Source organism: Salinimicrobium aquimaris (genome assembly GCF_035607535.1).
Lineage (GTDB): Bacteria > Bacteroidota > Bacteroidia > Flavobacteriales > Flavobacteriaceae > Salinimicrobium.
Genome location: NZ_JAYDZX010000002.1, coordinates 466,484 through 485,470, shown reverse-complemented (window position 1 = coordinate 485,470; position 18,987 = coordinate 466,484). Strand labels below are relative to the sequence as shown.

At 42.8% G+C, this 18,987-nt stretch carries 16 protein-coding genes; 8 read left to right on the top strand and 8 right to left on the bottom strand.

The features are described from left to right. Positions 1–2: 2 nt before the first annotated feature. Entirely contained in the window at positions 3–1,910 is a 1,908-nt protein-coding gene (locus tag VR862_RS06045) for an ABC-F family ATP-binding cassette domain-containing protein (RefSeq protein WP_324720067.1), read from the bottom strand. A gap of 171 nt (positions 1,911–2,081) precedes the next feature. On the opposite strand from VR862_RS06045, the gene VR862_RS06040 reads away from it, so the two are divergent. Then, positions 2,082–2,468 (top strand): DUF983 domain-containing protein, encoded by a 387-nt coding sequence (locus VR862_RS06040; RefSeq protein ID WP_324720103.1) that lies wholly within the window; start codon positions 2,082–2,084, stop codon positions 2,466–2,468. Here VR862_RS06040 and VR862_RS06035 read toward each other — a convergent pair. The 7 genes from VR862_RS06035 to topA form a co-directional block, all read right to left on the bottom strand. After that, positions 2,465–3,523 carry an NAD(P)/FAD-dependent oxidoreductase gene (locus tag VR862_RS06035; protein ID WP_324720066.1) on the bottom strand — a complete coding sequence of 353 codons (1,059 nt, stop codon included), beginning with the start codon at positions 3,521–3,523 and terminating at the stop codon, positions 2,465–2,467. The genes VR862_RS06040 and VR862_RS06035 overlap by 4 nt on opposite strands. 70 nt (positions 3,524–3,593) lie before the next feature. After that, positions 3,594–4,487, bottom strand: a complete 894-nt coding sequence (gene porN / locus VR862_RS06030; protein WP_324720065.1) for a type IX secretion system ring subunit PorN/GldN — start codon at positions 4,485–4,487, stop codon at positions 3,594–3,596. 10 nt (positions 4,488–4,497) lie between these two features. Next, positions 4,498–6,042, bottom strand: coding sequence for a type IX secretion system motor protein PorM/GldM (gene porM, locus VR862_RS06025; protein WP_324720064.1), 1,545 nt, complete (start codon positions 6,040–6,042; stop codon positions 4,498–4,500). Positions 6,043–6,075: 33 nt separating this feature from the next. Continuing rightward, positions 6,076–6,723 (bottom strand): type IX secretion system motor protein PorL/GldL, encoded by a 648-nt coding sequence (porL, locus tag VR862_RS06020; protein WP_324720063.1) that lies wholly within the window; start codon positions 6,721–6,723, stop codon positions 6,076–6,078. 58 nt (positions 6,724–6,781) lie between these two features. Then, a complete protein-coding gene (gene porK, locus VR862_RS06015; RefSeq protein ID WP_324720062.1) occupies positions 6,782–8,137 on the bottom strand; it encodes a T9SS ring complex lipoprotein PorK/GldK in 1,356 nt (451 codons plus the stop codon). Positions 8,138–8,249: 112 nt separating this feature from the next. Continuing rightward, complete coding sequence (locus tag VR862_RS06010; RefSeq protein WP_324720061.1) at positions 8,250–9,404, bottom strand: formimidoylglutamase; 1,155 nt, start codon at positions 9,402–9,404, stop codon at positions 8,250–8,252. Positions 9,405–9,407: 3 nt separating this feature from the next. Beyond that, complete coding sequence (topA, locus tag VR862_RS06005) at positions 9,408–11,951, bottom strand: type I DNA topoisomerase (RefSeq protein ID WP_324720060.1); 2,544 nt, start codon at positions 11,949–11,951, stop codon at positions 9,408–9,410. Between the two features lie 176 nt (positions 11,952–12,127). On the opposite strand from topA, the gene miaB reads away from it, so the two are divergent. The 7 genes from miaB to groL all read left to right on the top strand — a co-directional run bounded on the left by miaB (position 12,128) and on the right by groL (position 18,808). Further along, complete coding sequence (miaB, locus tag VR862_RS06000) at positions 12,128–13,573, top strand: tRNA (N6-isopentenyl adenosine(37)-C2)-methylthiotransferase MiaB (RefSeq protein ID WP_324720059.1); 1,446 nt, start codon at positions 12,128–12,130, stop codon at positions 13,571–13,573. A 91-nt stretch (positions 13,574–13,664) separates the two neighbouring features. Continuing rightward, positions 13,665–14,918, top strand: coding sequence for a sigma-54 interaction domain-containing protein (locus VR862_RS05995; protein ID WP_324720058.1), 1,254 nt, complete (start codon positions 13,665–13,667; stop codon positions 14,916–14,918). A gap of 28 nt (positions 14,919–14,946) precedes the next feature. Beyond that, entirely contained in the window at positions 14,947–15,453 is a 507-nt protein-coding gene (lptE, locus tag VR862_RS05990; protein ID WP_324720057.1) for an LPS assembly lipoprotein LptE, read from the top strand. After that, on the top strand, positions 15,453–16,298 hold the full coding sequence (locus VR862_RS05985; protein WP_324720056.1) for a DUF8458 domain-containing protein: 846 nt from the start codon (positions 15,453–15,455) through the stop codon (positions 16,296–16,298). The genes lptE and VR862_RS05985 overlap by 1 nt, the downstream gene beginning before the upstream one ends. A 5-nt stretch (positions 16,299–16,303) precedes the next feature. Next, entirely contained in the window at positions 16,304–16,642 is a 339-nt protein-coding gene (gene secG / locus VR862_RS05980) for a preprotein translocase subunit SecG (RefSeq protein WP_324720055.1), read from the top strand. Positions 16,643–16,786: 144 nt separating this feature from the next. Next, on the top strand, positions 16,787–17,062 hold the full coding sequence (locus VR862_RS05975; protein WP_324720054.1) for a co-chaperone GroES: 276 nt from the start codon (positions 16,787–16,789) through the stop codon (positions 17,060–17,062). A 108-nt stretch (positions 17,063–17,170) separates the two neighbouring features. Then, positions 17,171–18,808, top strand: coding sequence for a chaperonin GroEL (gene groL / locus VR862_RS05970; RefSeq protein ID WP_324720053.1), 1,638 nt, complete (start codon positions 17,171–17,173; stop codon positions 18,806–18,808). The last annotated feature ends 179 nt before the right edge of the window (positions 18,809–18,987 follow it).

Here is an 18,987-nt window from a genome sequence, read left to right as displayed (position 1 = left end):
TCTTAGCTTACCTGTTCAAGTTCTAACTGCACCTGCTCCCACTCTTTCATAGCTTTTTCCAGCTCTTTCTTTTTAGCCTGATATTTCTCAAGATATTCAGGTTTTGCCATTGTCTGCTCATAGTCCCTGGCGATCTCAAGGTCCCTTTCCTTTATCTCCTTCTCAAGTTTAGTGATCTTTGCTTCAATATTGCTCAATTTGTTGTTAAGCGACTTCAGCTTTTTCTGGTTTTGATAAGAGTCCTTATTACTTTCCTTAGGAGCTTGATTAACGACATCGCGTTTTTCAACTTCCCTTAGATTTTCCACTTTTCGCTGCTCAAGATAATAGTCGATATCCCCGAGATACTCCTTTATCCTATGATCTTTAAATTCATAGACTTTATTGGTAAGCCCCTGGAGAAAATCACGATCATGGGAAACCAGGATTAATGTACCTTCAAAGCTCTTAAGAGCGTCCTTTAATACATTTTTGGATTTTATATCAAGGTGATTGGTAGGTTCATCCATCACCAGCACATTGAAAGGTTGCAACATCAACTTTGCCAGCGCCAGCCTGTTTCTCTCACCCCCGGAGAGTACCCGCACATATTTTTCCACTTCATCCCCGCGAAAAAGAAAAGAACCAAGTATATCCCTCACCTTTGCGCGGTTCTTTTCGTTTGCCGCATCGATCATGGTATCAAGAACTGTCTTGGACCCGTCGAGATATTCGGTCTGGTTCTGTGCGAAGTATCCAATCTGCACATTGTGCCCCAGTTTCAATTCCCCTCTATGATCCAGTTCCCCAACAATGATCTTTGCCAAAGTAGATTTTCCCTGCCCATTCTGACCCACAAAAGCAGTCTTCGAATCTCTCTCAATGAGAAGGTCGATATCTTTTAGTACATTTTTGTGTCCGTAGCTTTTCGAAATATGATGAGCTTCGATAACGACCTTACCCGGAACAACAGATACCGGGAACTTCAAATTCATTACCGAATTATCATCTTCATCCACTTCGATCCGGTCGATCTTATCCAGCTTCTTGATAAGCGATTGGGCCATACTTGCCTTTGAAGCCTTAGCCCTGAATTTCTCTATTAGTTTTTCTGTCTGCTGAATTTGTTTCTCCTGATTTTTTTGGGATGCCAACTGCTGCTCCCTTAGTTCCTTCCGAAGAACCAGATATTTTGAATAAGGTTTATTAAAATCATAGATCCTCCCAAGGGAGATTTCTATGGTCCTGTTGGTCACGTTATCAAGGAACATCTTATCGTGAGATACGATGACCACGGCACCGGGATAATTGTTCAGGAAGCCTTCCAACCAAATGATCGATTCTATATCCAGGTGGTTGGTGGGCTCATCGAGAAGTAGAATATCATTTTGCTGAAGTAAAAGTTTGGCGAGTTCGATCCTCATTCTCCATCCCCCCGAAAAAGTATCTGTGAGTTTGTTGAAATCCTCCCTCTTAAAACCAAGCCCCTGAAGGATCCGCTCGGTCTCTCCCTGATAGTTGTATCCTCCATGGATCTCATATTGATGCTGAACATCATTAAGATCAACCATTAATTGATGATATGCTTCACTCTCATAGTCGGTTCGCTCTGCTAATTGGTAATTGATTTCTTCAAGGCGTTTTTCAAGATCTTTGATCTCCTCGAAAGCCTGATAGGATTCCTCCAGTACGGTACGACCTTCAACGAAATCTATGTCCTGTTTAAGAAAGCCTATCTTAAGATCTTTATCTGAAGCGATCTGCCCGGTATCCGGCTCCATTTCCCCGGACAGGATTTTAAGCATAGTAGATTTCCCGGCTCCGTTCTTTCCAATCAATCCCACTCTATCACCGGCACCAAGCCTAAAGGTGATCTCTTCAAACAAATACTCTCCTCCAAAGGAGACCGACAAATTGTGAATATTCAACATGCTCTCTCAAAATTTTTGCAAAGATGCTCATTTTTCCGGGGTAAAAAAAAATGCTTTCCAATGCAGCAGATTAATTTAAAAGGATTTAAGCTCCAATCACCTTAATTAAATTGATGGCTTTTTACTTCAGCTTTTAAAAGATGTTTAAATTTGAAAGTATTATTGGATCTCATGGAATTCTTGAAAAACAGTAAATTGTATAGCATCTTCACGGGAACCTGTCCCGTGTGCCACGAAGAGAGCATGTATAAAGAGCACAATCCATACAAAATTTCCCGGCTATTCGATATGCATGAGCGCTGCTCTAACTGCGGAACCAAGTATAAGATGGAACCCTCCTTCTTCTTTGGAGCAATGTATGTAAGCTATGCTGTGGGGATTGCATTTGCAACAGCAGCCTTTGTGCTCTCCTATTGGGTGTTTGATCTCTCTCTGCTTGGTACTTTCATTGCAATAGTTACCGTCCTGGTAATTTTTTTACCGGTCATTGTACGTTGGAGCAGAAATATCTGGATCAACTTCTTTTTTTCCTATGATCCGAAAAAGACAAAAAGTTAAGCCTGTTTAAACCACTTTTTGGTGAATCTGGAAATATCGGTTTCCGGGTCCAAAGGTTTTCCTTCTTCGATGTTTTGCAAAAGCTCCTCGGATATTGTGGGGGCAATCAAGATGCCACGACTTCCAAATCCATTACAGGTGTAGAGATTCTCATATTCCGGATGCTGCCCCACCAAAGGTCTTCGGTCAATAGTTGAAGGTCGCAGCCCGGCTACCTGATCAATAACTTCAAAATCTATTTTAATAAGATCTCTAAGCTTCTCTACCAGTTCTTCACGTGCTGCCCTCGTGGGATGTGGCGTCTTATCTGTATTGCTGTAGGTAGCACCTACCGCATAGTGATCTCCTCCCGCCGGGAAAATGAAAATGGAGGACTTTACGCCAACTTCCAGATCAAGGCCCGGAGCTTTTATGATTATGTACTCTCCTTTGTTCCCTCTCAACGGAAGATAATTGAAAAACGGATTTTTCAGCAATCCAAAACCTTCACAAAATATGACCTTTTTGGCAGGTAAATCTTTGTATTTAACTCCTTCGGAAGTCAGTTCCAGTTTATCGTGCTCAAAGGTTTCCTTTCTTATCCATCCTCTCGCCTCCAGATGTTCAGAATAGGATTCCAACAGGTAACGGGGATCAATCCGGGAGGTACCCAGGACTTTTCCGAAGGAAAATTTTCCGGGGATATTCTTATTCACCACCGGAACAAGGGTGGTGTCCAAAAAAGGTGCAAGCCGCGGCTTATCGGCAGCAGCAAACCAGTTGTTTTGTTCCTCGATAGAAGAAAATCTCCTAAAGACCTGTAACGGGCTCAAAAAGGTCTTTTTAAGGTGGTGTTCCATGTCCCGGTAAAACTCATAAGCTTTATGGAGTTGCTCATCGGCTTTCCACGCCAGAGTGAATCGCTTAAGAATGACAGGATTCATAAACCCTCCTGCTACTTTGGAAGCTTCCTGGCTCTCATCATCAAAAACGACAAAGGATTTACCCGCTTTTTCAAGTCGGTAGGCAAGACAGGCCCCGCTAAGGCCTGCCCCAACGATTATAAAGTCTTTCATGCTGCAAAATTATGCATAAAAAAAACGCCTTCCGGTAAAGAAAGGCGTTTAAATAATAATGAGGATGTTACTAGTAATTCCACATATCCTGTTCAAAATTCCTGATCTGTTCCTTTATACGCTCAGATTCCAGTAACTGCATAAAAGCATTATTGCTAATATAGTCGTCCACCTGCCTGTCACCCTGCACGTTGTCTTCTGCATAGATCACAGCATTGAACCTTCTTGCGTTGAGCAAGTGATCAAAGGAAACAGGATTTGACGTATTTTCAGGATTAAAGGCATAAGCTTCATTAAGCACTTCCCGAGCCCCCGGGAACCATACCCAGAACAGTTCAACTAAAGCCGAAGCCCCACCTTCATCAATAAAGTTAACATCGGGTGCTACAGGAGCAATTCCTAAAAGTCTGTACTTTAACTCGGCCTGGCGCTTATCAAAGTACCAGTATCCGCGAATATGGTACTCAGCAATATCGGCAGAAGAGATGTCCCTGCGGCTAATGTACTGAGGATCGATCTCCTCCCCTGCGTTGTACTGCTCGATACCAAGATCTGTAGTATCAACTTTTGACAGGGCAGCCTGAATATCCTTTAACGTACGTTTGTCATTGAAGTAAGAATCGGCATAGATGTTCTTGATCTTTCCACTTTTTATACCGGCAACCAGAACGTCATATAGAGACCGTCTTGAACTACCAATTTGATTAGTATCTATTGGGTAGTACAAAGGGAAGTTCACCCTTTCATCGAGATCAATGATCTCCCAGGTGGTCTTTGCCCACAGTACATCCCTGTCATCCACATATCCATATTCCAAAGGATCATTCTTTCCATAGGCAAGCTCGGCTCTGGTTGGCGCACCTATCTCATCGGGACTCTTGGCATTTAATAAATTACTTTGACCAAAAGACGTCACCGAAACGAACAATCCACATAATCCTAACAAAAATTGGTTCCAGTTCATGTTCAATATTTTAATTTGTTAATTCAACCAGCACCGGAGATACCTGCTTTAACTTGTAACCAGAGTTACCTGCAAGTTGAGCCTCCACATCAAAGATCTGGATAGTCTCTCCTCTTCCTGCTCTTCTAAGAGCCCCAATAGCACTCTGGTCAAGCTTTTGACCTCTCACCTGAATTGTAGGTTGCCCGGGAACACGGAATTTAAATCCTGTCACCCTTAGATCAACATCAAATTCAAAGTCGGGCAAAGCAGCACCGATTGTTGAAATTTCAAGGTTTTGACGCTGCATTCTCACAGTTCCAGATTCACCTCTTACAGTTCCAACAGGTCTTGGAATATCACGTACTCTAAATGTTTTGCTGTCACTTACTCTCTCTCCTCCGGGAAGCTCACCACTAACGTTAATGGTCACTTCACGAGCCTGTAATGTAGTTACATCCATGATGTAATTACCGGCGCCACCCGCAGATCTAAGACCCGGTGCATTTGCCGAAACATTACCAACTCCAGGTATTGAGATGGTCATAGGGTTAGCAACCCCACGATATACCACGTTCATTTTGTCGGCTGAAATTACAGCAGAATTCGGCTTTGGAATTACACTATAGGAACTGGTAACAGGAATAGTTACAATAGAATCTCCTTCTTTAAACTGAAGTTGACCTGTGATTTTCTGCTCGCCAACATTTCCTGCAGGAAACTTAAGTTGTACCTGTCCCGCTTGTGTAGATTCAACTTCATTACCATTGATGACAACGTTCTCAAAACGAAGGGATGGATCAACCCTTCCTAATACCACTTTTCCGGAGAATTGCTCTCCACTGAAGAAAGCAGTCTTATCTGGAATTACAATAGCCTCATAATTAGTTAAGGAAACATCGCTTTGAAGTTGACCCGAAAGCATTGCTGAAAGCGCATCATTCTCTGCAGACTTAGCATCTCCCTGCATCTGGGTCAATTTTGTAATAGATGCAATTAGGGGGAAACCTTCAAAGTTATAAGACAACCATGGTCTCTTCACACCTTCACCGTCAACTATAGGTTCGGTGCTAAATTCTCTTCGAACTTCAGCAGCGATCTGGGAGAAACCTTCATCTAAAATTCCGGCAACTCCTTCCCTGTATTTTTCAATTTCAGCAAGAAATTCTTTCCCTGCCTCGCTTGGCTGCCCACTTGAAAAAAGATATTCATCAAGTTTCGCAGATTGATCCATAGCTTCATAATCCTGCCGCTCTTCTCCTTCTATATCCTCAAGAGCTTTTTCTTTAAGGTTATCTATATAGGTAGTAAAATTGGTAGTAAGGGTGTGAATTTGTTCAGCTTTTTCTTTTAGTGGCACATATTTAACCGGTTGTTCCTCAGCTTTTGTCGCCAACCCTGCCATAGCAGCGATATTTCTTTCAGTAACAGAGGCATTTGATTCGGCTAAACTTTCGTTGATCATCCCAAAAGCAGTAAGTACTTCTTTTGACATGTTTAGAGCCATCATTGCGATGAAAACCAGATACATCAGGTTGATCATCTTCTGTCTTGGTGATTGTTTTCCAGACGCCATTCTCTATTTTTAGTTTGTTCTTAAAATAATTAATTACGCCTTCACGTGCATCGCAGATAGCATTCCTCCATAGACATTGTTCAAAGAAGAAAGATTTGAAGCCAATGATTCCATTTGCTCGTTCAATCTGTGGGCATTTTCAGCAACTGCGTCATTCACTTCGGCCTGGCGTGAAGCAGATTCCACCTGTACTTTATAGATACTGTTCAAAGACTCAAGTTGGTTTGCAGCAAGGCTCATCTCTTCGCTATACTTCTTTTGAGAAGCCATAGCATCTACAGTAGGAGTAATATGTTTTGCGGCACCTTCAAAATTTCTAATACTTTCTCCAAGGCTGCTCATAAGACTGGCATCGATCTTAGCCTCACGAAGTATATCGTCAAGTTTTCGGGAAAGCATCCCCTCAGTCTCCTGATCGGTCACAAGTGCCTGGTTGTTGTTACGGGCAGTTGCCTCACCCCCGGCAAGTTCAGGATATACCAGAGACCAGTCGACTTCATCGTCTACAGGCTCGAATGCAGAAACAGCAAATACAATTGCTTCTACAATTAGACCTATGATTAGCATAAGGTTACCGTAAGGCCAGTGCATGATCTTAAATAGTGCTCCAAGGATAACTACAGATGCACCCAAACCATACACCATGTTCATTAACTTCTTACTTGACTTTGATTGTGCCATAATAAATAAAAATTTAGTTCTCTTTTTTAATAGGTTATTGTGTGAAAATAGGGAATTTTTATCTTGCCTGGTTCAGGGTAAGATCGGTACCCAAATAATCCTGCACAGTTCTAAAGCCAATATAGCTTCGGGCAGAATCTGCGTATTCGTAATCTCGGGAACTTACCTGAAGGAAGTATGCAACATCTTTCCATGAACCACCGCGAACAACTTTTTTCATGTTCTCCTCATCATTAACAGACGGGTTCATAGATGATGAATACTCATATGAAGCAGGATCGTAGGAAGAGAAAACCCATTCAGCAACATTTCCTGCCATATTGTACAGGCCGTAGTCGTTGGGTTCGTATGATTTTGCTTCAACGGTATATAAAGCCTGATCGGCCGCATAATCTCCTCTCAGAGGCTTAAAGTTTGCCATAAAGCAGCCTCTGTCATTCTTGGTGTAAGGTCCACCCCAGGGATAGCTGGCAGATTCCAGTCCTCCACGAGCTGCGTATTCCCATTCTGCCTCTGTAGGCAAACGATAGGAATTCACATTGTGTTTACCTCTTTCTTTTCTGTATGCATTGTGGTACAGGGTTCGCCACTGTGCAAATGCACGGGCCTGTTTCCAGGAAACTCCCACCACAGGATAATCGCCATATGCATCATGCCAAAAGTAGTCATTGTGCATTGGCTCGTTGTAACTGTAATTAAAATCCTTGATCCAAACAGTAGTATCGGGATAGATCTTTATTTCTTCGGTTCTGATATAGTCGGCACGCTTTCCGGGTTCATCTCTGGCAGCAGAACTCACATCCATCCAGGTGTAACGGAATTTCAAGTGATTTACGTCAAAGGAACGCTGCCCATTATAAGCTTCTTCAATAGGAATGTACAGGGTATCCATAACCTCTGCATAGTATTCATCCGGGTAATCACGGGTGTCCCAAATTACATCAACATTCTTGTTGATCTTTCTGCCTTCGTATCCACCAAGGCTGTAATAGTTGTCGTACATGTACTTCTCATACGGAGTCATATCAGCCTCTTCGGTATCGGCAAAAGCAAACTCGCCAATTCCTCCTGTCCCCGGAGTTTCACCAATTTCTTCGGCAAAGATCGCAAGCTTCATTCGTGTAACTGAATCTTTTACCCAGTTCACGAATTGACGGTACTCCGCATTGGTTATTTCGGTCTCGTCCATGTAAAAGGAGCGTACAGTAACCGTTTTTGGAGGCGCATTGTTTAGGCCGGCGATGTCATCATCACTCTTACCCATGATGAATGCCCCACCCGGGATCAATGTCATTCCCAAAGGCTTCTCGGGATGCCATTTTTTTCCCTGCGCACCTACCAATTGCCCTTGATCACCGCGGCCACAAGAGGCCAAAACAGAAATTACAGCAATAAGCGAAAAAAGTTTCCTCATAATATCTCTCAAAGTTAGGACATAATAGCTTCAAGGCAGTAAACCTATTTATTTATTTTCTAATAAACAATTTTATTAGGCAAAATGCACGGAGCTACAGATGTTTATATCGTTAAATTTCGTTTTTCCTTTTCGTTTTATACCACCTCTCCGGGATGATTTGATTACAGGCATCGAGATAATCTCCTTGCGTGCAAGGTAATAACGTGTGTCTTTTTAGTTTATTATTCGAAGGTGAAATAAAAGGAATTTCTATCCACCAGCGACCGCTAACGGGGCTTTTATAAAATACCAGCACTTCCTCTTCAATTGGGACCTGATATCTTATAAACTCTTTTTTTGCGGAAATAGTATTTTCATTCTTCCTAAAATTTACGCCCTCAACAAAATACCAAAGAATTTGAGCCACCAGCATATTAGATGCCGGAAAGTTAAATTCAGAAGAATATTCGTAGACCCCAAATGAGGAAACCTTATCACTTATACCCGCATAACGAGCCAAAGCACAGATCTCTCTTCCATCAAATCCATTCGGGGATCTCATTCTATAATTGCCTAAAGCACCTCCACTCACCGCCCCCAGGTCGAGCCCAACCAAATTAGCATCTCTCATCACCGGCTCTACTACAGTAATATCTCCTGTAACCTCTCCCAGCCTGTATGCATCAAAGAACAATCTGTCCATTAACTCAATTTCATCCTGAGAATTGAAATAAGTTTGATAGCCCAGGTTAGAATAATTAAAAAGATTATAAGGCTTTGTCACCACGATGCTACCAACATAAGACCGGTTACTTATGGGCTTATCGGCATCACCGAGGTCAAACCTGGAATCGATATTCACCAGGTTCACCATCTGCTCCACTCCATCATAGGCCCTGTATTGAGCATAGACTATATCTTCACTGCCACCCAAAAGAACCGGTATAATCCCTTTTTTAAGACATGAATTTACCGCCGACTGTACCGCGAAAAATGTATCTTCAACAGTCTCTCCTCTCTGAATATCTCCAAGATCGGCCATTTGGAGGTGCCAGTTCCCGGGATAAAGGTTGTATAATTCTCTGCGGATGCCATTAAAATCAAATGGCTCCCCATTTCTCTCCTCATTAAGCCGGTCTTCAAGGACTCCAAAAAAGGCGATTTTCACCCCTTCCAGATCTGGAAAAGCTTTATTCTCAAGATGAATTTTCAATGAAGATCCCAGCTTGCCGGAATCAGTCACCAGAAGGTCTTCCTTCACCGGCGTGAAAAAATCCAATTCCATAGGTTATTTCTTTTTCGGGGCAGTTTTTTTTCCGGTCGTCTTCCTGGCAGCAGTCTTTTTAGTGCCGGTTGTTTTTTTGGCAGCTTTTTTCTTTGGAGCTTTCTTATCTAAGATATCCTTTACCTCCTCCAGAGTAAGCTTGGCTGCGTCAACAGTTTTAGGCAATTCCACCTTGGTCTTTCCTTTAATAATATTGGAGCGACCCCATCTAGCCTTCTCTACTTTAATACCTTCATCTTTCCAATGATGGATCACCTTTTCCCGCTCTTTTTTGATCTTATCTTCGATGAGCTCTTCAATATCTTCTGCGGAAAGATTGTCGAAGTCATACTTTTTATTGACATTGATGAACATGTCATTCCACTTAAGGAAAGGTCCAAAACGACCTACTCCTTTTTGTACCGGAAGTCCTTTATATTCATAGATTGGAGCATCGGCTTTTTCCTTTTCCTTTATCAGCTCCAGCGCCCGCTCCATGGTTACTTCAATAGGATCCTCCCCTTTTTCCAGGGAAACGAATTTCTTTCCGAAGCGAACATAGGGACCAAAACGCCCGTTGTTCACTTCAACTTTTTCTCCTTTGTATTCTCCAAGTTCCTTCGGAAGCTTGAACAGCTCCATAGCCTCTTCAAAAGTGACTGAATCCAAACTCTGATCTGGCGACAGGCTGGCAAATTTTGGTTTTTCCTCATCTTCGACAGAACCCATTTGTACCATAGGTCCAAATTTACCTAAGCGCACACTCACCGGTTTTCCCGTATCAGGATCTGTTCCCAGTATGCGCTCCCCTACTTCTCTGTCGGCATTTTCGGCAACATCTTTAACGTGGGGATGAAAATCATTGTAAAAATCCTTCATCATCTTGGTCCACTCCTCGTTCCCTTCAGCAATATCATCGAAATCCTGCTCTACTTTGGCAGTGAAATTATAATCCAGGATACTTGAAAAGTGATTTACCAGGAAATCGTTCACCACCATTCCCACGTCGGTGGGAACAAGTTTTCCTTTATCACTGCCCACAGTTTCTGTAAGCTCTTTCTCTTTTATCTTCTGTCCGCTCAATGTAAGCTGCACATATTTTCTTTCGGTCCCCTCAACAGATCCTTTTTCGATATAATTTCTGTTCTGAATAGTGGAAATTGTTGGCGCGTATGTAGAAGGACGGCCAATTCCCAGCTCCTCTAGCTTCTTTACCAAAGAAGCTTCAGTATAGCGATAAGGTGGCCTGGTAAACCTTTCTGTTGCGGTTATGTAATTATTCTCAAGCTTCTCATTCACCCTCAGCGCAGGCAGCATTCCTTCCTGCTCCTGCACTTCCTCATCTTCATCATCCCTTCCTTCGAGATAGACTTTCAGGAATCCATCAAATTTCAGAACCTCACCATTGGCCGTAAAATGCTTGTCGTGCTTATCGGCCTCAATTTTCACATTGGTTCTTTCCAGTTGCGCTTCACTCATTTGAGAAGCGATAGCTCTTTTCCAGATCAATTCATACAACCGCTGTTCATCGCGATCGGCCCGCACACTGTGTGCGGCAAAATTCGTAGGCCTAATAGCTTCGTGAGCTTCCTGCGCCCCTTTGCTCTTACCTTTAAATTGGCGGGTCTTACTATACTTTTCACCATAGGCTTCCAAAATCTCTTTTTTGGCACCCTTTCTTGCGTCATCAGAAAGGTTCACACTATCGGTCCTCATATAAGTAATATGCCCGGCCTCATAGAGACGCTGGGCCATGGTCATGGTCTTACTTACTGAAAAATACAATTTTCGAGCTGCTTCCTGCTGAAGTGTTGATGTTGTAAATGGTGGCGCCGGAGATTTCTTTGCCGGTTTTGTTGAAAGGTCGGCTACTTTGTAATTCGCTCCCAGGTTGTTTGAAAGGAACTGTTCAGCTTCAGCTTTTGTATCAAAGTTCTTCGGAAGTTTTGCCTTAAAGACCTTTCCTTCTTCCGTAGTAAATTCAGCATCTATTCTATATGAAGCTTCAGGCTTGAAATTCTGGATTTCCCGCTCCCGCTCCACTATCAATCTCACAGAAACCGACTGCACCCGTCCGGCTGAAAGTCCGCCTTTTACTTTTCTCCATAGCACCGGAGAGAGTTCGTATCCTACCAACCTGTCCAAAACCCGGCGCGCCTGCTGTGCATTTACCAGATTGTAGTTGATTCCACGCGGATTCTCAATAGCTTTAAGGATAGCTGATTTCGTGATCTCGTGAAAAACGATCCTCTTCGTCTTGTCCTTATCGAGGTCCAGCTCTTCGGCCAGGTGCCATGCAATTGCTTCTCCCTCCCGGTCCTCATCACTGGCCAGCCAAACCATTTCGGCATTCTTGGCCAGGCCTTTAAGTTTTTTGACTACCTCCCGCTTATCTTTAGATACTATATATTTAGGAGTAAAATCCCCCTCGGTATCCACCCCAAGTTCTTTTGTAGGTAGATCGGCAATATGACCAAAACTCGAAGCAACGGTAAAATCTTTGCCCAGAAATTTTTCGATGGTCTTTGCCTTAGCAGGGGACTCCACGATCACTAAATTCTTTGCCATAGTATCTTTTTTTGTTTTGCAAAAGTATAGGAATTTTTAAATATCGCTTTTTTATTTTCAAAAATGCCTTTTTTAATACCTCTCCAAAATAGCATTATTTATTCCTGTCACTTTGTCACATCTCAACTAAAAACGTATCTTTGCACGTTCAAATACCAAAGGGTAGAATTCGAGTTATGGAGAAGATAATTGACGAAAAACAGCAGGGGAATGCACTGGTAATGGAGCCTAAAGCCGGAAATGGCAAGAAGCTGATGATAGAGAGCTACGGCTGCCAGATGAATTTTAGCGACAGTGAGATCGTAGCTTCCATTCTTGCTAAAGAAGGTTTTGACACCACCCAAAGCCTTGAGGAAGCAGACCTTGTCCTGATTAATACCTGCTCTATTAGAGATAAAGCAGAACAAACAGTTCGTAAAAGGCTGGAAAAGTACAATGCGGTAAAAAAGATAAATCCGGGAATGAAGGTGGGCGTACTTGGTTGTATGGCCGAACGTCTAAAAGCTAAATTCCTTGAGGAAGAGAAGATCGTGGACCTTGTGGTAGGACCCGATGCCTATAAAGATCTGCCAAACCTTATCCATGAAGTCGAAGAAGGACGAAACGCGGTAAACGTTATTCTTTCTAAAGAGGAAACTTACGGCGACATTTCTCCCGTGCGTTTGCAGAGCAATGGAGTCTCAGCCTTTGTTTCTATAACCCGTGGATGTGACAACATGTGTACTTTTTGCGTGGTGCCTTTTACCCGCGGAAGGGAGCGTAGCCGTGACCCACAAAGCATTATGGAAGAAGTAAATGATCTTGCAGCAAAAGGCTTTAAAGAGATCACACTTCTAGGGCAGAATGTTGACAGCTACCTGTGGTATGGCGGCGGACTTAAAAAGGATTTCAAAAATGCTTCTGAAATTCAAAAAGCAACCGCAACAAATTTCGCCGGACTCCTTCGTATGGTAGCCGAAGCACATCCAAAAATGAGAATCAGGTTCTCTACTTCGAATCCGCAGGATATGACTTTGGATGTGATCGAGGCAATGGCAAAATACCCGAACATCTGTAAGTATATTCACCTGCCTGTTCAAAGCGGAAGCAACAGGATCCTGAAGGAAATGAACCGCCTGCACACCCGGGAAGAATATTTTGAATTGATCGACAACATTCGAAGATTAATGCCCGACTGTGCTATTTCTCAGGACATGATCACCGGTTTCCCTACCGAGACCGAGGAAGATCACCAGGACACCCTTTCCCTGATGGAATATGTGAAATACGACTTTGGATTCATGTTCGCATATTCTGAAAGACCCGGCACAATGGCTGCCAGAAAAATGGAAGACGATGTACCTGAAGAGGTAAAGAAAAGAAGATTGACCGAAATTGTGAACCTGCAACAACAGCACAGCCACTACAGAACAAAGCAGTTCGTTGGAAAAACGGTTGAAGTACTTATAGAAAAAGAGTCCAAAAAATCTGATGCTCACTGGAGTGGAAGAACAACTCAGAATACTGTTGCAGTTTTTCCTAAAGAAAATTATAAAGTTGGAGATTTTGTAATGGTAAAGATCAACGACTGCACCAGCGCTACTTTAATAGGAGAAGCTGTTGGATACAGCGAAAATCAGTGATCAGTGTTCAGTGATCAGCGTTCAGTGTTCAGTGTTCAGTGGCAGTGAAAAAGGAATTCTGAATTTTAAATTTTGAACCTTGAATTAAAGGATGGAAAGCATTCAGGCGATAAAACAGCGATTTGGCATTCTGGGGAATGACCAAAAATTGAATAGGGCAGTTGAAAAGGCCATGCAGGTTGCTCCTACAGATATTTCTGTACTGGTGACCGGAGAAAGCGGCGTTGGTAAGGAAAGCATTCCTAAGATCATTCACGCCCTCTCCCATCGTAAACACGGAAAATACATTGCAGTAAATTGCGGCGCTATCCCCGAAGGCACTATTGACAGTGAATTGTTCGGGCACGAGAAAGGTGCTTTTACCGGCGCCACCCAAACCCGAAACGGATATTTCGAAGTGGCCGATGGCGGTACTATTTTCCTTGACGAAGTAGGAGAATTGCCTTTGACCACCCAGGTGAGACTGCTACGTGTCCTGGAGAACGGAGAGTTCATAAAAGTTGGTTCTTCAAAAGTGCAAAAAACCAATGTACGTATTGTCGCAGCTACGAACCTCAACATGGCAGACGCCATTAAAAAAGAGAAATTCAGGGAAGATCTTTACTACAGGCTAAGTACGGTTGAGATCTACTTGCCGCCACTCCGCGAGAGAAAGGATGATATCCACCTGCTCTTCCGGAAATTTGCGGCCGACTTCGCACAGAAGTACAAAATGCCCACCGTTCGTTTGGAAGATGACGCAGTAGACTTGCTTCAGAAATACCGCTGGAACGGAAACGTAAGGCAGTTGCGAAATATCGCTGAACAAATCTCTGTCCTGGAACAGGAAAGGAGCATTGATGCTCTAAAACTAAAAGAATATTTGCCCGGTTACTCCAGCAATCTACCGGCAGTGATCGAGGAAAAGAAAAAGGAAAGTGACTTTAGTAATGAGCGCGAGATCCTTTACAAGGTGCTTTTTGACATGAAAAGCGATCTGAATGATCTTAAGAAGCTCACCATGGAGCTCATGGAGAATGACAGCCATCAAAAAGTAAAAGAAGACAATGAAGGGCTCATTCAGAAAATATACGGTAACGACGAAGAGGAGGTCATTCCCGAGGAAATCACCGATGAGCAACTTGAAGTTCTACAAATTCCGCAGCAAAATGCTCCCGATAAGCAGGATAAATATTATTTTGCTGAAGAAATTGAGGAAGAAGAAACACTTTCTTTACAGGATAAGGAATTGGAGCTTATCAAAAAGTCATTGGAACGCCACAACGGAAAGAGAAAGGCCGCTGCCGATGAACTGGGTATCAGCGAGCGCACCCTGTATAGAAAGATCAAACAATACGACCTCTAAAATGTCATTTTTGACACCTATTAGTTTTATGAAAAAAATTCAACTGCTACTGGTTTCTTTGCTCCTCCTGAGTCTTACCTCCTGTGGCATCTATTCATTTTCTGGAGCCGATGTGGGGAATGCACAAACTTTTCAAGTGAATTATTTTCAAAATGCAGCCCCAATTGTAGAGCCCGGGATCGACCGTACCTTTACACTTCAGCTTCAGGATCTTATTCAAAGTCAGACAAACCTGAACCTTACCAATGAAAATGGCGACCTGGTCTACGAAGGCGAAATAGTGGATTATTATGTATCCCCTATGAGTGCAACTGCCCAGAGTACGGCTGCGCAAAACCGGTTAACTATTGTAGTAAACCTGCGCTTCTATAATACACTGGATCCCGAAAAGGACATTTTAGACAGGAGATTCAGTTTTTATTATGACTATCCTGCCAACGCCCAACTTCAGGGAGCAGTATTGGCTACTGCCCTGGAAGAAATATTCACCCGAATCACTCAGGATATCTTTAACGCAACCCTTGCGAACTGGTAATGAAACAGGAGGAAGTAATATCTGTGCTAAAACAACCCGCTGCAATTAGCTTTGAGCAGACAAAGGCGCTGCACGAGGTTTTAAAACAGTATCCATACTTCCAGGCTGCCCGTGCAGTAAGGCTCAAGGGACTCAAGAACATCAATAGCCTTCATTACAATAAAGAACTCAAGGTAACGGCTGCTCATACCGCAGACCGCGGAGTACTCTTCGACTTTATCACCTCCAGGGAATTCAACCAGAACCAGATCGCGGATTCCATAAAGAAACAGGAGCAGCAACAAAAAGATCTGGAGATCCGCAGGACTTCAACATCCGGGAAAGATCAAAACCTTTCCCTGGATGAGGCTTTAAAGATGAAGCGGCAGGAATCTGAACAGGTCTTTGACCCAGAGCTTTTCAAAAAGAGAGAAGGAGAAAGAAGATCTTCAGCCGAAGAAGAAATGCTGGAAATGGGAAAACCACTTTCCTTTGACCGCAATGAAAATCATTCATTTTCAGAATGGTTAAAACTGGCTTCGGCAAAACCTATTAACCGGGAAGGATTATCTTCAGAAGAACAGGAGGCTAAGAGCCGAAAGTTTGAACTCATTGAAGATTTTATAAGTAAAAATCCGCGGATCACCCCCTCAAAAAATGTAAAAAAAATTAACCTTGCCGAGGAGAGTCTAGCAGCCCCGGAAGCCCTTATGACAGAGACTTTAGCAAGGGTTTACCTGGAGCAGAAAAACTATAAAAAAGCCATCCAGGCATATAAAATTTTAATTTTGAAAAATCCCGAAAAAAGTGGTTTCTTTGCAGACCAAATTCGGGCGATCGAAAAATTACAGGAAAATAACAGTTAAGCATAATGAGCACGTTTACAATCTTTTTAGCACTTATAATTATAGTAGCGTTTTTGCTGGTAGTAGTAATTATGGTTCAAAACCCTAAAGGAGGTGGATTATCGTCTGCTTTTGGTGGTGGTGCGAACCAAATTGGTGGAGTTCAAAAAACGTCTGACTTTTTAGATAAAAGTACCTGGACCCTGGCTACGCTTCTACTGGTACTTATTCTACTTTCAAACGTGACCATTATGGATGGAAACGGAGTAGGAGAATCAAAAATCATGAATGGAGAAGCCGAGGTGGAAACTAATATTCCTGCCCCAATTGAAGCTCCGGTTGAGAGTCCTGCAGAGCAGAACTAGACAATATTTATACAGAGAGAAAATGCCAGCTTATGACAAGCTGGCATTTTTTTTTGGCTTTTGTCAGCATTTTTCAACTGGCACAATTTTCGTCATTAAGGCAATCAAGAATAAAAAATTAATTAACTAAAATACATTTGTAAAATGGCACTAAACATTAAACCTCTTTCAGACAGAGTACTTGTTGAGCCTGTAGCAGCCGAGACACAAACTGCATCAGGTATTTACATCCCCGAAACAGCAAAAGAAAAACCGCAAAAAGGGAAAGTAGTAGCCGTAGGTGGCGGTAAGAAAGACCACGACATGACTGTCAAGGTTGGAGACACCGTTCTTTATGGAAAATACTCAGGTACCGAACTCAAACTGGAAGGTAAGGATTACCTTATGATGAGAGAGGATGATATTCTTGCTATAGTATAATTACTGTGGTCGTGCCGCCAAACTTCTTTCCGGCGGTTTTTTTACCTCATTGTATTAAAGAAAACAACTAACTCATTCCCTTTTAAGGGAGTAAAAATTTAAATTAAAATGGCAAAAGAAATAAAATTTGACATTGAAGCCCGCGACGGTATTAAGCGTGGCGTTGATGCTTTAGCAAATGCAGTAAAAGTTACTTTAGGACCTAAAGGTCGTAACGTGATCATTAGCAAATCTTTTGGTGCTCCTGTGGTGACCAAAGATGGAGTTACCGTAGCAAAGGAGATCGAACTTGAAGATGCTCTTGAGAATATGGGAGCTCAAATGGTGAAGGAAGTTGCTTCCAAAACCAATGATCTCGCCGGTGACGGTACTACTACTGCTACCGTTCTTGCACAGGCAATCGTAAAAGAAGGCTTGAAGAACGTGGCTGCAGGTGCAAACCCAATGGATCTTAAAAGAGGAATTGACAAGGCTGTTGAGGCTTTGACTGCAAACCTTAAAGAACAAACCCAGCAGGTTGGAGATTCTTCAGAAAAAATAAAGCAGGTAGCTTCTATCTCTGCCAACAACGATGACCAGATTGGAGAACTTATCGCCCAGGCTTTTGGAAAAGTTGGAAAAGAAGGTGTGATCACTGTTGAAGAAGCTAAAGGAACTGAGACTCACGTTGATGTTGTAGAAGGAATGCAGTTTGACCGCGGATATCTTTCTCCCTATTTCGTAACTAATAGTGAGAAAATGACCGCAGATCTTGAGGATCCATATATCCTTATTTACGACAAGAAGATCTCTGCCATGAAAGATCTGCTTCCTGTTCTTGAGCCTGTTGCTCAAAGCGGAAAGCCTCTATTGATCATTGCTGAAGATGTCGACGGGGAAGCTCTTGCTACTCTTGTAGTGAACAAACTTAGAGGATCCCTGAAGATCGCTGCTGTTAAAGCACCAGGATTTGGAGACAGAAGAAAAGCAATGCTTGAGGATATCGCCATCCTTACAGGTGGTACTGTGATCTCTGAAGAAAGAGGTTTCACTCTTGAGAACGCAACTCTTGACATGCTTGGTACTGCTGAAAAAGTAGCTATCGATAAAGACAATACAACTGTAGTTAATGGTGCCGGCGACCAGCAGGCTATCAAAGACCGTGTGAACCAGATCAAGGCTCAGATGGAAACTACAACATCAGACTATGATAAAGAAAAGCTACAGGAGCGTTTGGCTAAACTGGCCGGTGGAGTTGCTGTACTTTATGTAGGTGCTGCATCTGAAGTTGAGATGAAAGAGAAGAAAGACCGTGTTGACGATGCACTTCACGCAACCCGTGCGGCTGTTGAGGAAGGAATTGTTGCCGGTGGTGGTGTTGCTCTTGTTCGTGCAAAAGCAGTTCTTGGCAGCCTGAAGCCTGAAAATGCTGACGAAGGTACAGGAATTCAAATCGTAAGCCGCGCTATTGAAGCTCCACTTAGAACTATTGTTGAGAACGCAGGTGGCGAAGGCTCTGTGGTAATCAATAAGGTTCTTGAAGGAAAAGACAACTACGGATACGACGCTAAAACCGACACTTTTGTTGACATGATGAAAGCCGGTATTATCGATCCTAAGAAAGTTACCCGTGTAGCTCTTGAAAACGCTGCTTCTGTTGCAGGAATGATCCTTACTACCGAGTGTTCTTTGGTTGATATCAAGGAAGAGAACGCCGGTGGCGGAATGCCTCAGGGAATGGGCGGAGGTATGCCGGGAATGATGTAAACCGGAAAGTTTGATTTTAGAAGTGAGAAGTTAGACTCACTCAATCCTATAGAACCCGCTTCAAATTTGAAGCGGGTTTTTTTGTATTCCTATTGCTGGCACAAAAAGTATTTCCGGAGTTTGCTTGTAGGATATGAGCGACTAAGAGGAACAGTACAATAAATTCAAAAGGGATTTTG

Excerpts from the sequence above, each read along its gene's own strand:
- topA (WP_324720060.1), bottom strand. The coding sequence starts at position 11,951 with ATGGCAAAGAATTTAGTGATCGTGGAGTCCCCTGCTAAGGCAAAGACC.
- VR862_RS06035 (WP_324720066.1), bottom strand. The coding sequence starts at position 3,523 with ATGAAAGACTTTATAATCGTTGGGGCAGGCCTTAGCGGGGCCTGTCTT.
- VR862_RS05975 (WP_324720054.1), top strand. The coding sequence starts at position 16,787 with ATGGCACTAAACATTAAACCTCTTTCAGACAGAGTACTTGTTGAGCCT.
- lptE (WP_324720057.1), top strand. The coding sequence starts at position 14,947 with ATGAAAAAAATTCAACTGCTACTGGTTTCTTTGCTCCTCCTGAGTCTT.
- porM (WP_324720064.1), bottom strand. The coding sequence starts at position 6,042 with ATGGCGTCTGGAAAACAATCACCAAGACAGAAGATGATCAACCTGATG.
- VR862_RS06010 (WP_324720061.1), bottom strand. The coding sequence starts at position 9,404 with ATGGAATTGGATTTTTTCACGCCGGTGAAGGAAGACCTTCTGGTGACT.
- porK (WP_324720062.1), bottom strand. The coding sequence starts at position 8,137 with ATGAGGAAACTTTTTTCGCTTATTGCTGTAATTTCTGTTTTGGCCTCT.
- porL (WP_324720063.1), bottom strand. The coding sequence starts at position 6,723 with ATGGCACAATCAAAGTCAAGTAAGAAGTTAATGAACATGGTGTATGGT.
- VR862_RS05995 (WP_324720058.1), top strand. The coding sequence starts at position 13,665 with ATGGAAAGCATTCAGGCGATAAAACAGCGATTTGGCATTCTGGGGAAT.
- VR862_RS06040 (WP_324720103.1), top strand. The coding sequence starts at position 2,082 with ATGGAATTCTTGAAAAACAGTAAATTGTATAGCATCTTCACGGGAACC.
- porN (WP_324720065.1), bottom strand. The coding sequence starts at position 4,487 with ATGAACTGGAACCAATTTTTGTTAGGATTATGTGGATTGTTCGTTTCG.
- VR862_RS05985 (WP_324720056.1), top strand. The coding sequence starts at position 15,453 with ATGAAACAGGAGGAAGTAATATCTGTGCTAAAACAACCCGCTGCAATT.
- groL (WP_324720053.1), top strand. The coding sequence starts at position 17,171 with ATGGCAAAAGAAATAAAATTTGACATTGAAGCCCGCGACGGTATTAAG.
- secG (WP_324720055.1), top strand. The coding sequence starts at position 16,304 with ATGAGCACGTTTACAATCTTTTTAGCACTTATAATTATAGTAGCGTTT.
- miaB (WP_324720059.1), top strand. The coding sequence starts at position 12,128 with ATGGAGAAGATAATTGACGAAAAACAGCAGGGGAATGCACTGGTAATG.
- VR862_RS06045 (WP_324720067.1), bottom strand. The coding sequence starts at position 1,910 with ATGTTGAATATTCACAATTTGTCGGTCTCCTTTGGAGGAGAGTATTTG.